The 14,359-nt window shown below is 41.3% G+C and carries 13 protein-coding genes; 3 read left to right on the top strand and 10 right to left on the bottom strand.

Annotation, left to right across the window (positions count from 1 at the left end; all coding sequences use genetic code 11):
- Window positions 1–107 precede the first annotated feature (107 nt).
- The gene (locus ABDV70_RS08755) at window positions 108–695 is read left to right on the top strand and encodes a DUF805 domain-containing protein (protein WP_343597093.1); all 588 of its coding nucleotides are present in this window, start codon (window positions 108–110) and stop codon (window positions 693–695) included.
- A 72-nt stretch (window positions 696–767) separates the two neighbouring features.
- Window positions 768–1,742 carry a mechanosensitive ion channel family protein gene (locus tag ABDV70_RS08760; protein WP_343597095.1) on the top strand — a complete coding sequence of 325 codons (975 nt, stop codon included), beginning with the start codon at window positions 768–770 and terminating at the stop codon, window positions 1,740–1,742.
- On the opposite strand, the gene ABDV70_RS08765 is transcribed toward ABDV70_RS08760, so the two are convergent.
- The 5 genes from ABDV70_RS08765 to prfB form a co-directional block, all read right to left on the bottom strand.
- Window positions 1,739–2,446 (bottom strand): 16S rRNA (uracil(1498)-N(3))-methyltransferase, encoded by a 708-nt coding sequence (locus ABDV70_RS08765; protein WP_343597097.1) that lies wholly within the window; start codon window positions 2,444–2,446, stop codon window positions 1,739–1,741. The two genes, ABDV70_RS08760 and ABDV70_RS08765, sit on opposite strands and share 4 nt — an antisense overlap.
- Window positions 2,443–3,735 carry a 3-deoxy-D-manno-octulosonic acid transferase gene (locus ABDV70_RS08770; protein ID WP_343597099.1) on the bottom strand — a complete coding sequence of 431 codons (1,293 nt, stop codon included), beginning with the start codon at window positions 3,733–3,735 and terminating at the stop codon, window positions 2,443–2,445. Before ABDV70_RS08770 ends, ABDV70_RS08765 begins: the two co-directional genes overlap by 4 nt.
- 312 nt (window positions 3,736–4,047) lie before the next feature.
- Window positions 4,048–5,097 (bottom strand): alkene reductase, encoded by a 1,050-nt coding sequence (locus ABDV70_RS08775; protein WP_343597100.1) that lies wholly within the window; start codon window positions 5,095–5,097, stop codon window positions 4,048–4,050.
- Window positions 5,098–5,126: 29 nt separating this feature from the next.
- Window positions 5,127–5,429 (bottom strand): helix-turn-helix transcriptional regulator, encoded by a 303-nt coding sequence (locus ABDV70_RS08780; protein WP_343597264.1) that lies wholly within the window; start codon window positions 5,427–5,429, stop codon window positions 5,127–5,129.
- Window positions 5,430–5,593: 164 nt separating this feature from the next.
- A protein-coding gene (gene prfB / locus ABDV70_RS08785; protein ID WP_343597102.1) for a peptide chain release factor 2 occupies window positions 5,594–6,689 on the bottom strand; the annotation gives its coding sequence in 2 pieces (ribosomal slippage) (window positions 5,594–6,616 and window positions 6,618–6,689; 1,095 coding nt in all).
- Window positions 6,690–7,108: 419 nt separating this feature from the next.
- On the opposite strand from prfB, the gene ABDV70_RS08790 reads away from it, so the two are divergent.
- Window positions 7,109–7,879: a putative porin gene (locus ABDV70_RS08790; RefSeq protein WP_343597104.1), complete on the top strand. Its 771-nt coding sequence runs from the start codon at window positions 7,109–7,111 to the stop codon at window positions 7,877–7,879.
- Window positions 7,880–7,919: 40 nt separating this feature from the next.
- On the opposite strand, the gene recJ is transcribed toward ABDV70_RS08790, so the two are convergent.
- The 5 genes from recJ to ABDV70_RS08815 all read right to left on the bottom strand — a co-directional run bounded on the left by recJ (window position 7,920) and on the right by ABDV70_RS08815 (window position 14,160).
- Window positions 7,920–9,623: a single-stranded-DNA-specific exonuclease RecJ gene (gene recJ, locus ABDV70_RS08795; protein ID WP_343597105.1), complete on the bottom strand. Its 1,704-nt coding sequence runs from the start codon at window positions 9,621–9,623 to the stop codon at window positions 7,920–7,922.
- Between the two features lie 2 nt (window positions 9,624–9,625).
- Window positions 9,626–10,282: a pyridoxamine 5'-phosphate oxidase gene (pdxH, locus tag ABDV70_RS08800; protein ID WP_343597107.1), complete on the bottom strand. Its 657-nt coding sequence runs from the start codon at window positions 10,280–10,282 to the stop codon at window positions 9,626–9,628.
- Window positions 10,283–10,293: 11 nt separating this feature from the next.
- A complete protein-coding gene (gene glmM / locus ABDV70_RS08805) occupies window positions 10,294–11,622 on the bottom strand; it encodes a phosphoglucosamine mutase (RefSeq protein WP_343597109.1) in 1,329 nt (442 codons plus the stop codon).
- A gap of 136 nt (window positions 11,623–11,758) precedes the next feature.
- Window positions 11,759–13,225 (bottom strand): IMP dehydrogenase, encoded by a 1,467-nt coding sequence (guaB, locus tag ABDV70_RS08810; RefSeq protein WP_343597111.1) that lies wholly within the window; start codon window positions 13,223–13,225, stop codon window positions 11,759–11,761.
- A gap of 140 nt (window positions 13,226–13,365) precedes the next feature.
- On the bottom strand, window positions 13,366–14,160 hold the full coding sequence (locus ABDV70_RS08815; RefSeq protein ID WP_343597113.1) for an MBL fold metallo-hydrolase: 795 nt from the start codon (window positions 14,158–14,160) through the stop codon (window positions 13,366–13,368).
- Between the last annotated feature and the right edge of the window lie 199 nt (window positions 14,161–14,359).

The following is a 14,359-nucleotide window of genomic DNA, read 5'->3' on the forward strand; positions in this document are numbered from 1 at the left end:
GGTCGTATATTTATTATACAATACAATGGATGTTTTTCTCACCAAATTCAGCAATCGGTGCTATTTTTAGACCATAAACTCTCTTTTTATTGCAATGGATTACATCCATGACCACACAACAACGACCTTCTTCTTTTTTTCATAAAACAACCCAAAATAATACTAAAGATCATCCTTTTTCTTCTCGTGGTCGCTTTAATCGGCTGAGCTATATGGCATGGCTTGGTTTTGGACAAATTTTACTGGTTCTTGCCTTGTTCGGTGTTTCTTTTTTTATGGGAATACTGAATCTCAATACATTCAATATCGATGAGCACACCCTCCGACATCAGAGTTTTGTTTTTGGTTTCAGTATGGCCTTCATTCTGCTGTTTTTCGCTTATCTGAACTGGGTGTTTACCATTCGTAGGCTACATGACCTCAACCAAAGCGGCTGGTTATGTTTACTCTATTTCATTCCGTTGCTAAATATCTTCTTTGCTTTTTATTTGCTGGTTGCCCGTGGCTCAGAACGGTTTAACCAATATGGCGCACCTAGACCAACTGCTGCATGGGAAAAGATGCTCGCTTGGTTTATGATTGTCTTAAGTCTATTCAGTTTGATTTCAATCAGCAGTACCGTTTCTTATTTGATGGGTACAGGCGAAATTGAAGCACCGCAGCAACTCATTCAAAGAGGAACCGCTTACTTTTAACGAAATTACTGGATCTTTTAACGTAATTAAACTGGTTTGCCCATTAAATTCCTATTGGGTTTCGGGCAAAATATGGCGTTTTTTATTTTGGGACAATTTATTGTGGCAGAAAACTCATCCTCAACAATACAAAATGTTGCACAGGATACCTCGCATCTAATTCAAGAAGCAGGTAAAAAAACCACTGAGTCAGTATTAGCACATACTGAAAAATATCATGATGCCTACACCACCATTGATAAGATCATGGACAGTTTTTGGGAACGTGTTCCTTATATCTGTATTGCCATTGTGGTATTCGTGATTTTCTGGTTACTTACCAAAATATTTAAGTTTTTTGTCCGTAAAACACTGGAAAATCGTTCTTATACCCGACAAAACTTGGTGTTGGTGCTCAACCGTGTTGGTACATCTGCTATTTTATTCTTTGGGTTTCTGATTGCACTGGTCATCTCAATTCCCGGGTTTACCCCAGGTCAGCTCATGAGTGCCCTGGGTATCGGTTCCGTTGCCATTGGTTTTGCATTTAAAGATATTTTCCAAAACCTGCTTTCTGGAATCCTGATTTTACTCAGCGAACCTTTCCGTATTGGCGATGATATTATCTGTAATGGGATGGAAGGTACTGTTGAAGATATTCAGATTCGTGCAACATTTTTACGTTCGTATGATGGTCGTCGCATTGTAATTCCTAATGCAACTGTTTATACCAGTGCCATTACAGTCAACACGGCATACCAACGTCGTCGTTGCGAGTTTATTGTTGGTATTGGCTACGATGACGATGTGCAAAAAGCCAAAGAAATTATTTTGAATCTGTTGGATCAGAATCGTAATGTATTAAGCCAGCCGTCTTATTCTGTCAATGTTGATGCGCTTGCCGATTCATCTGTCAATTTACGCGTCCGTTGGTGGATTGATACCACTGAAACCAATATTGCCGCTTCAGTGAGTGAACTTCAGGAACATGTGATTCACTCTTTCGACAGTCACAAAATCACCATTCCATACCCTGTGCAAGAAATTAAGGTTCAGCAACCTACTTAATTGCCAAGCCGACCCAAAATATAAGAAATTGCGGTTTCAGTTCGTAAGATTCGGTTGCCAATGTGCATAGCTTGGCAACCATTTTTTTGCATTAAATCCACTTCATAGGGAATAAATCCCCCTTCTGGCCCAATAATCAAGGTACATGGCGTATCAATACCCTGTGGCATGGTCTGCTCTGCATATGGATGAGCAACAAATGCAGGTTGCGTTGGGCTAATCCATTGTGGCAAAACATCTTCAACAAAAGGTTTAAAGCGTTGATGTAACGTAACCTCAGGGGCAATCGTATCGCCTGCCTGTTCTAGCCCTAAGGTGACATAATCCTGTAACTGCCGTAAAAAAGGCGTCTGCCAATAGCTTTTATCCACCCGATAACTGTGAATAAGATGCAGATGACTGACGCCCAAGGTCACGCTATCCATCACAAGACGGCGTAACACTTTAGGTCTAGGTAAGGCCACAACCAAACGTACAGACAACTTATCTGGAATTGATTCTTGTTGAATTGGGCGTACACAAACCCGATGTTCTTCAACCGAAGTTACCTCGGTTAAATAGCGCAAACCATCACGTGCCCCTATTTTTAGTTGGTCTCCCGCCTGCACCTGTAAATGTTGTTGTAAATGCTGTAATTGGCGTGGTGATTCAATCGCCCATTCGCCAGACTGTGTCTGCTCTTGTTCTAAAAGTACAATATTCATGGTGCTGTTTTTAAGAAACGATCAATTAATGCAATATGTTGTTGTAATGAACCTTTATTTTTAAGTACAACTTGCTGTGCATGTGCCGTCAACTGCTGTGCAAAGGCTTTGTCATTTAGGCACTGCTCTAATCGTTCCACAACTGCTTGGGCATTCTCTCCAACCAATAGACCTTGTGCTGAAACAAATTCATCCACCATGCTTTGAAAATTAAAATAACGAGGGCCAATAACCGTAGGAATATCCAAGGTCAAGGGTTCTAATATATTATGTCCACCGCCTGGTTCATTGAGTGAACCTCCGACAAAACAAACCTGACTCAGGGCATACCATAACCAAAGTTCCCCCATACTATCTGCCAAATACACCTGTGTTTCAGGTGTAATGTGCTGTTGTAAACTACGACGATGTGTCATCAGCCCCAACCGTTGACTCAATTGAAAAACCTCTTCAAATCGTTCGGGATGACGTGGAACAACAATGCAAACCAGTGTTGGATCTGCTGCTAATTTTACTTGTAATTGTTGTAATAATTGCTGCTCTTCAGGGGCATGGGTACTAGCAATGGTGATCACTTTTCGTTGCTGTAACTGCCATTGCTGTTTGAGTTGCAAGGCTTGTTCAACAAAATGATCTGGTGCATGGATATCAAATTTAATATTACCCACCACCTGACTTTTATCTATAGCCATCCCCAAAGTCTGATAACGCTGCTGTGTTGCAATATCCTGAGCCAGCATCCAGTTTAACTTCTGTAGCATCGGTTTAGTCAGGGCGAGAACTTTGCCATAACCCTTGGCTGATTTGTCCGAAAGTCGGGCATTTAACAACACACATGGAATCTGTTGCTGATGTGCTTGATCAATCAGGTTGGGCCAGAGTTCGGTTTCAACCAATGCCAGCAACCGTGGTTGGTACATCTCGAAAAACTGTTTAAGCAAATACTTTTGATCGACTGGCAGATAAACTGCTTGAAACAGGTCTAGATAGGGAGCTTTCAAAAATAATGATTTCACCCTCGCCTGACCCGTTTTGGTGGTATTGGTCACCAAGACAGGATGCCCCTGTTTTAAATAATGTTCAATTAAAGGCTGTGCAGCGTTGGTTTCCCCCACAGAAACGGCATGAAACCAAATGGCATGTTTATTTTTTGGAGATTGAAATGGACCAAACCGTTCCAGACATTCTTGATGGTATTGTTGCAAATTTTCCGCACGTTTTTTAATGCGCCAACGATAAAGTGGTTTTAGGAATGAAAGTGCGGTGTTATACCAAAATGGGGTCGCCAAACGGGGTGCCTCAAACAATCAAATTTTCAAATTGAGGGAAATATAGCATAGATAAAAAAATGGCAGAATTGAATGTATAAACAATATGGGATACACGGAAACGTCATTCGCTGCTGTTTGAGGCAGGACTACATTAAAAATTTAATGTTTCTGCGATTAATCAATCACTTGATTGGTAACTGACGAGTTCAGCGAATGACTAATGGTTTTGCCTACTTTTCCCGAAAGAAAAGTAGGTCGAGCCAAAGGCTGAAATCGCATTTCAAGCAAGTAGAGCTCCGACACAAAAACAAATCGAAAACTGAGCATTAATTAGGCAGTCGGATAATCCGTATAACCTTCACCATCTTTAGCATATAAAGTGGCAAATTGAAGTTCATTCAATGGCAAGTTTTTCTCTAAGCGAGTAAACAAGTCTGGATTGGCAATATAAGCCTTACCAAAAGATACTGCATCGGCTGTACCTTCCGCCAAAATACGTTTTGCTGACTCGGGTGTCAGGTTTTCATTGGCAATCCATACACCACTAAATTTTTGGCGAAGTTTAGGGCCAATGCTATCGGCTGCTTCATATTCCCGCGAGAAAATAAATGCAACGTTACGCTGGCTGAGTTGTTCAACCACATAACCAAAGATTGCCAATGGGTTTTCATCGCCCATATCGTGTGAATCAGCACGCGGTGCAATGTGAACACCGACACGGCCTGCACCCCAAACCTCAATAAAAGCATCGACCACTTCTAACAACAAACGTGCACGGTTTTCAACTGGACCGCCATATTCGTCATCACGTTGGTTGGTGTTACTTTGCAAGAACTGATCAATTAAATAACCATTGGCTGCATGTAACTCTACCCCATCAAAACCTGCTGCTTTAGCCAGTTCTGCTGAGTGTTTGTACTGCGCCACAATTTCCTGAATTTCTTCAACAGACAATGCTCGCGGAGTCACATACGGACGTTTTGGTCGAAGCAAGCTTACTTCACCGGCTGGCTGTAAAGCACTTGGTGCAACAGGAATATCGCCACCCAAAAGCTCCGGGTCAGAAATACGTCCTACATGCCAAAGCTGAACCACAATTTTTGAACCTTGTGCATGCACGGCTTCAACAATTTTGTTCCAACCTTGTGCTTGTTCTTCAGACCAAAGCCCCGGTGTATCTGCATAACCAACGGCCTTAGCACCAATTACGGTTGCTTCCGTCAGAATTAAACCTGCATTGGCACGCTGCTGATAATACTCAACCATCAAGTCATTCGGTACACGGCTTTCACCACTACGCGCACGCGTTAATGGTGCCATCACCAAACGATTTTTAATTTCAAAATCACCAACTTTGAGAGAAGAATTAAGCTCAGCCATTGTATTGCCTCGACTTACACTTTATCGGTTTAAAGTGTTTGTTTTAAATGTTCAATATACTGCTGAATCAAAGCTTCATTACGTGAGAAATATGACCATTGCCCATATTTTTCCACCTGAATAAGACCTGCCTGTTGCAACACAGATAAATGATTGGACATGGTCGATTGTGCAACCTTGCCCAAGCGTTCGATTTGTCCTGCACAGACGCCCCGTTCAAAATTTCCCCCACATTCTTCAACAGGCAAATAGTGCATTGGCTCTTTTAACCATTGCAAAATTTGCCGACGTAGAGGGTTTGCCAAGGCTTTGCTAATTGCATCAATATCCATAGACAACACATCTTCTTTTAAACGGACAAAGCATTGTTCAGCATTTAGAATTATCATATCGTATTTTTACGATTTTAATATCTATTTTTTTCGATATTTGTATCGCAAATTTACAATATACAAACCAGAACTGAAATGCTTTGTTGTTTCAATGATTTAGAAAGTTAGAGTCCTTTCTTTAAACTCGCTTCAATAAACTTGTCTAAATCGCCATCTAAAACTGCACCTGTGTTCGAATTCTCAACACCGGTACGTAAGTCTTTAATGCGTGAGTCATCTAAAACATAAGAACGAATCTGACTACCCCAACCAATATCAGACTTCGAGTCTTCAAGTGCTTGAGCCGCTTCATTACGTTTGCTCATTTCCAACTCATAAAGTTTGGCACGTAATTGTTTCCACGCATGGTCACGGTTGGCATGTTGTGAACGTTGGTTCTGACATGCCACCACAATTCCTGTTGGAATATGCGTTAAACGTACCGCAGAGTCGGTTTTGTTAATGTGCTGACCACCTGCACCTGATGCACGATAGGTATCTGTACGGACATCCGACGGGTTAATATCAATTTCAATGTTGTCATCAACTTCAGGTGAAATAAACACCGCAGAGAATGACGTATGGCGACGGTTACCACTGTCAAATGGTGATTTACGCACTAAACGGTGTACACCAGATTCGGTACGCAACCAACCATAAGCATATTCACCTTCAACACGAATGGTTGCAGATTTAATCCCTGCAACATCACCGTCAGAAACTTCCATTAGTTCAAATTTAAAACCATGGCGTTCAATCCAGCGCAGGTACATTCGAAGTAGCATCGATGCCCAATCCTGTGCTTCTGTACCACCTGAACCTGCTTGAATTTCCACATAGCAAGGGTTCGGGTCCATCGGGTTACTGAACATACGGCGGAATTCTAGTTTTGCCAATGCTTCTTCAGCCGTGGTTAATTCGGCTTGTACATCATCTAATAGGCTTTCATCATCTGCTTCTACAGCCAAATCCAACATCGCTCTGGCATCTTCAAGCTGTTCAGCAAGACTATCCAATACCCCAATCGTATTTTCTAACTCGCCTTTTTCTTTTGCCATCGTCTGTGCACGACTTTGGTCATTCCAGATTGCAGGATCTTCTAATTCACGTAAAACTTCTTCTAAACGCTCTTTTTTCAGATCGTAGTCAAAGATACCCCCGTAGTGTTTGGCTACGATCAGTTAAGTCTTTTAATTGGTTTAGATACGGATTAATTTCCACGTGAATGTTCTCTTTGCAAAATAAAATCTTCGCTATTTTATCATAGAGTGAAATGGGGATATATATGCCTTGATTCGGGTCTTTATCACCTATGAAACAACATCAACAGATACGAATAATCTGAATGATGACTATTTAATAATCACGCTTAATACAAATAATATCGCATTGCAACCCATAAACATGTTTTGTAACAACTCAAAAAATAAACAAAATTCAATATTTTTCACAATCCATTTACATACTTAATAAAACTAAACATTTAAACTTTCTATTATAAATCATCATCTTATATTTTAAATGTTACACAATTTTACATTATTACAAAGCTGTTACTTAGCAAGCGTTGACCCTTTTAATTTTTTCTCTAGACTTAAAACTTGTAACAAAAAATGAATAACTTTTGGAGGGAAGGTTCTATGAAAAAAACACTTCTTGCAACTGTGCTTTTCACAGGTTTAAGCCTTACAGGCGTCGCAAACGCATATCAAGCTGAAGTTGGTGGTTCTTATAACTATCTAGACCCTGATCATGGGAATGGTGTCAGTCAATTTGGTCTAAATGGTACTTATTATTTTAATCCCGTTCAGACACGTAATGCGCCACTAAAAGAAGCTGCATTTCTAGACCGTGCGAGTAATGTCCATGCCAATGTCAATTATGGCGACAACGATGGCACAACAAACACTCAATATAGTGGTGGTGTAGGCTATTATATTCCAAACTCTGATTTTTATATTGGCGCCGATGTTGGTCGTAATGAATTTCGATACGACCATAATCCAAAAGTAAAAACCACACTTTATAGTGCCGAAGTCGGTTATCTTCCTGCGCCAGGTTTATTGGTTGCTGTCGGTGCTCAGGGTTATGACACAGAACATGGTAGTAACGGTGTAGATCCAACCTTACGTGCAAAATATGTCACTCAAGTCGGTCAACATGATGTTAACTTAGAAGCGCGTGGCGTGTTTGGCGATAAAGAAAATAAACAGTACTATGTCGGTGGTGACTACTTCATCGATAAAACATTAAGTTTTGGTGCAGACTACACCAAAGATAAATCGATTAATCAGGATCAATGGGGTATTCGTGCCGACAAATACTTTACCAACAACGTCAGTGTAAATGGTCGTATTGGTTTCGGTGATGATTACAATACCTATACTGTGGGTGCGGCTTACCGTTTCTAAACCTCAGCTCATATAAAAAACACTCCTTCGAGAGTGTTTTTTATTGCTTTAAATGTACAACACGCAGTTGTAAACGGGTTGTGCCATTAAAGATATTACGGTCTAACTCATACACCAAATGTACTTTGTCGATCATCGAATTAAAATCAAACTGATCTGCTGCATTAAAGGCGATAGCATCAACACTTTGACCATTTTCAAGCAACAAGTTGAGTTTCAAATGTTTTTCTTTGAGCCAACGATAATCCCCAACGGTAAACCACCCTTCAAACACAGGTGCTGGAAATTTTTGTCCCCACGGGCCATGTTGCTCAATTAAATCTACTGTGGTCAGTTGAAAAGCCTCTACAGGTAATTCGCCATCTGTCCAAAGCGTCATTTGGAATAACTCAGCATCCATATGTTGAATATATTGAGTAAGACAGTGTTTAAATTCAGAAAAGTGTTGCTTCTCAATGGTTAAACCAGCCGCGGCTGCATGTCCGCCAAAGTAACGAACAAGATGTGGATGTTGCTGTGCCACATGTTCAATTGCATCTCGAATATGAATGCCATCTATGGAACGTGCCGAACCTTTTAAATGAATTCCATCTTCATCGGCTGCAAAAACAATACTTGGGCGATGAAATTGCTCTTTTAAACGACCTGCAACAATACCTATCACCCCCTGATGCCAATGTGGTTCATGCAAAACCAATGCAGCAGGTAGTTCATTTTCATCAAGCTGAATTTGCTCTAAGGTTTGCAATGCATCTTGCTTAATTTCAGCCTCAACCTGTCGACGCTCTAAATTAAGCTGCTGTAATTGTTGTGCGATGGCATGGGCGGTAGCGTAATCTTCTGCAAGTAAGCATTCAATTCCGATTTCCATGGTTTCCATACGACCTGCCGCATTTAAGCGCGGGCCTAAAACAAAACCAAAATCCTGCGCCTTAAACTCAGCCACCTCTCGCCCTGAAACCTCAAGTAATGCCAAAATGCCTTTACGTGCTTGCTGCTGTTGAATCCGCTTAACCCCCGCATCAATTAAAATACGGTTGTTATAATCTAATGCAGCAACATCGGCATAAGTGCCTAAAGCAACAAGGTCTAAATATTGTGGCAAATGACTACTCGCCTTGCCTTCACCACGACGTAACGATGACAAACGTGCCAACACATAAAAAGCAACGCCCACACCCGCCAAGGCTTTACTGGGAAAATCACACCCCAGTTGGTTCGGGTTCACAATCGCGTCGGCATCTGGTGCATCTTTGGTGGTCAGGTGATGATCGGTCACAATGACTTTCATACCATATTGCTGTGCCTGTGCAACGCCCGCATGGCTCGAAATACCATTATCAACAGTAATCAGTAATGCTGGCTGAAACCGTTCTTGCACAAGGTCAGCAATTGGAGGCGTTAGTCCATAACCATATTTAAAACGGTCAGGAACCAAATAATCGACATCTGCCCCCATGTCCCGCAAAGCCAAAATCATGAGTGCGGTACTGGTTGCACCATCGGCATCATAATCCCCCACAATCACAATTTTTTGTTGCTGATCAATGGCCTGATTGATGAGTTCAACCGCCTGATCCAATCCTTTCAAATGTGGTGGTAATAGATGCTGTAGTTTAAGCTGCAAATCTTGCTCAGAAGCAATGCCACGACGTGCGAAGATATTTGCCATAAAAGGCAACATGCCCTGAAAATTTTCAGGGCGTGTTAAAAAAGGTCGTTGTTGAATTTGAATATTTTTCATTTTTACGGCATTAAACGCTGCAAAATCCACTGCCCGTCTTGCTTCTCATAGTGCAGACGGTCATGTAAACGGTTTGGACGACCTTGCCAGAACTCATAGGCAGTCGGTTGCAAGCGATAACCTCCCCAGAACTCTGGTTTTTCTAGCTCTGCTTGCGCTTGAACCCGATCCTGTAACTGAGCGAAACGCTGCTGCAATTCTTCTCGGCTGGCAATCACACCACTTTGTGGTGTACTAATATGTGCTGCAATTTGGCTATCACGTGGACGTTTATGATAATAACTTGTCGATTCATCTTGTGAAATCTTGATGACATGTCCATGAATCCGCACTTGACGCTCTAAACTTGGCCAATAGAACAGCAGTTCGGCATAAGGGTTTTCCGCCAGATCCAAACCTTTTTGGCTATCATAATTAGTATAAAAATCATAACCTTGTTCTGTTGCACCACGCAACAATAGTGTTCGGACATGTGGTCGCCCCTGTACATCAGCCGTCGCAACTGACATGGCATACGGCTCATGTAAATTGGCAGCCAATGAAAAGTTGAACCAGTCCAGAAACTGTTCATGCGGATTTTGTTTTACCTGAGACTCAAGTAATTCCCCCTGCTCATAACTCATGCGCAGTTCACTTAAATCTTTAATCACATCTTTCATCAGGGTATCCCCTAAGCATGTTGACGAATTGCGTCAGCCAAACGGTTTGCTAACTCCGTTACCTCTTGCTGTTGATCACCCTCTACCATCACGCGAATCATCGGTTCTGTACCCGATTTACGAATTAATAGACGACCTCTTCCTTTAAGTTGCTGCTCGGCTTGTTCAAACAATTGCACCAATGCAGGTACTGCAAACGGGTCAATCATTTGTTCTAGGCGAACATTGACCAAAACCTGAGGGAACAAATGGAACCCTTCAACCAACTCGTGTAAGGCTTTATTTTGTTCTACCATTACACTTAAAACTTGCAATGCAGAAATAATTGCATCACCTGTTGTACTCTTATCGAGGGTTAAGATGTGTCCCGAAGGTTCACCACCAACGACCCAATTATTATCTTCTAATGCTTGTAAAACATAGCGGTCACCAACATTGGCACGAACAAAAGGTATATTCGCTTTTTCTAAAGCCAATTCAAGCGCCATGTTGCTCATGACCGTACCCACAATACCTGTCGGTTTTTGTTTTGCCTGTGTCGCCAAAATATATAAAATATAATCGCCATCAATCAAATTACCATAGCGATCCACCATCATCACACGGTCAGCATCGCCATCGAACGCAATCCCGACATCGGCATTATGTTCAATAACCGCTTTTTGTAGATTTTCAGGATGAGTCGATCCACAGTTTTCATTGATATTCAAACCATTCGGTTCATTGTAAATCGCTGTGACACGTGCGCCCAATTCACGGAACACCGCAGGCCCAACGTTATAAGCCGCACCATTAGCACAGTCCACCACAATTCTTAAATGACGTAAACTACAATGGTATGGGAAAGTTGATTTACAGAACTCAATGTAACGGCCATTGGCATCTTTCACCCGTACGCTTTTTCCAAGCTGAGCTGGGTTATCAATCAGAATATCTTTTTCAAGTTCCTGATTAATCGCTTCTTGCAACTCATTCGGTAGCTTTTTCCCTTCATCAGAGAAAAATTTAATCCCGTTATCAAAAAATGGATTATGCGAAGCCGAAATCACAATTCCCGCATCTGCATGTAACGCACGAGTTAAATGTGCAATTGCAGGTGTTGGTAAAGGACCAAGCAAATGAACATAAACACCTGCTGCATTTAAACCTGACTGCAAAGCTGCTTCCAAGATATACCCTGACAATCGGGTATCTTTACCAAGTACAACGACAGGTTTATGTTCAGGATTTTGTTTTTTAAGTACTTTTCCTGCCGCAAACCCCAGCTTTAATGCAAATTCTGGCGTAATTGGAAGTTGTCCAAATTTTCCACGAATACCATCTGTGCCAAAATAACTCATGCTTCTCTCACTGGCCTTAAAGGTTTGTTATTGCTCAAACCATATATTATTCACAATTTGAAATACTTTACACCAAAACAAAAAAGCCGTCATGAATTGACGGCTTTTTTACGCATGATTTTACGAAATGATGCAATTAACCAACGCGATAGTTAGGCGCTTCTTTGGTAATTGTGACATCATGAACGTGAGACTCTTTCATACCTGCTGAAGTAATTTTCACAAATTTGGCATTTTGACGAAGATCTTCAACCGTTGCAGAACCTGTATAACCCATTGATGAACGTAAACCACCCATCATTTGGTGAACAATTGCACTCATTGGGCCTTTGTAAGGTACACGACCTTCAATCCCTTCTGGTACAAGTTTCTCTGCACCTGCTTTAGCATCTTGGAAATAACGGTCAGCAGAACCTGAAGAACCAGCCATCGCACCCAATGATCCCATACCACGGTAAGACTTGTAGTAACGACCTTGGAAGAATTCAACTTCACCTGGTGCTTCTTCTGTACCCGCCATCAAAGAACCAACCATGATCGTGCTTGCACCCGCAGCAATCGCTTTCGCCATATCGCCAGAGAAACGGATACCGCCATCTGCAATCAATGGAATCTGTTCTTTCAATGCAGCTGCAACGTTATCAATTGCAGAAATTTGTGGAACACCAATCCCTGCAACAATACGAGTTGTACAAATTGAACCAGGGCCAATTCCGACTTTCACTGCGTCAGCACCTGCATCAAGCAATGCCAATGCTGCATCACCCGTTGCAATGTTTCCACCGATCACTTGTACTTGAGGGAAGTTTTGTTTTACCCAACGTACACGTTCAATCACACCAGCAGAGTGACCATGTGCAGTATCAACAACGATAACGTCTGCGCCAGCTTCAACAAGTGCTTCTACACGTGCAGGTGTTTCAGCGCCAGTTCCAACTGCCGCACCAACGCGTAAACGACCTAAGTCATCTTTACAGCTATTTGGGAAAGATTCAGCTTTACGGAAATCAGTTACCGTAATTAAACCTTTGAGCACGTTGTAATCATCGACTACAAGCACTTTTTCAATGCGATGTTTTTGAAGTAAAGCCTGAATATTTTCTTTAGACTCGCCTTCTTTTACTGTAACCAAACGCTCTTGAGGCGTCATGATATTGCTTACAGGCTGTTCAAGATTGGTTTCAAAACGAGTGTCACGACCTGTGACAATACCCACTACTTTCCCATCCAGAACTACAGGCACACCGCTGATGTTGTTTGCTTGTGTAATTGCAAGCAGTTCACGTACAGTTGTATTTGGTGTCACCGTAATTGGATCTTTCACCATACCTGCTTCAAATTTTTTCACACGGCGAACTTCTGCAGCTTGTGCAGCAATGTCCATGTTTTTATGAAGAATGCCAATACCACCGTTTTGAGCCATGGCGATTGCCATACGAGACTCTGTGACCGTATCCATGGCAGCAGAAACTAGAGGAATATTTAACTGAATGCCACGTGTCAAACGTGACTTAAGTGAAACATCTTTAGGGAGAACAGTAGAATAGGCAGGGACTAATAAGACATCATCGAAGGTTAACGCTTCTTGAACGATGGTCAACATAACAATCTCGCTGGTAAATTCCGTGGGCTATTATAAACAAATTTTTTATAAAATTGCATGTTCATCGAAATGAAAATCTGCAAAAAAGCAAATAAAATTCGTTTTTGCAGATTTAAAAGAATTTAACAATAATGGATCAGTTAAACAGGAACGCTAAAAATTCGCTCATTCATCAAGTCAATACCGCATTGTAACTGCTCTACCCACTCAAGGAACTGATTGACCTGTGTCTTACCAATAAAAGCAGTACCATGTTGCGGAACAATCATGTCGATGTCTAACTCACGCACCATATTGACCCATAAACGAATCACTTTATTACTTCCCATGTAACGCTGGTGGAAGCCTTTCATTTTTGGAATATGGTCATTGAAGTCTGTAATAGGTAAATCTGCATCATCAACCATCGATGCGCCCATATCGCCTGAAAATAAAATTTTTGCGATTGGATCATAAAACTGAAAATTCCCCACAGAATGCAAAAAGTGCGCAGGAATTGCCAGTAAATCATTTAAACCTACACGTAGGCGTTGTCCCTGATCTGGGAGCTCAATCAAACGATCTTCCCAGTTCCCCTTCATTCGGTCACTCATAAATGATGAACTCAAATGTGGTAGGAAACGTGCCCATAGTTTTGATGCAACAATTTTGGCATCGGTATAAACCAACCAACGTGGCATGGATGTAATAATGTCAGGATCTTGATGGGATGCCATGACAAAGTCTAAATTTTTCAGTTTTGTATATTTATTTAATTCCATAGTGAGTGGAACATAGGTCAAATCCCCACCCGGATCTAATACTGCTGCGCGCTCATGATCAATAATCAAAAACTGATTGGCCTGAACTCCTTCTCCCTTTACTAGACTCGTAAATCGAATACATTTATGCGAACCATCGTCATAAAGAACCTGCGATGTTGTACGTTCAAACATCTTCCCCAACCCCAAAAAATTGAATAAATTATTATCTCTTATAAATTATAGGGATTTCAGTAAAGATACAATCCACAAATTCTATTTTTTCTCTTTTAATGATCAAATATTTAAGAATATAAGTTAAAGGGCTGCTCAAAATGTTGCGGAACAATCAATTCACCCCATTGTTAGCAGCCCAGTACAATTATTTTAGATA

The sequence above is a fragment of the Acinetobacter sp. genome, assembly GCF_039596015.1.
GTDB lineage: Bacteria > Pseudomonadota > Gammaproteobacteria > Pseudomonadales > Moraxellaceae > Acinetobacter.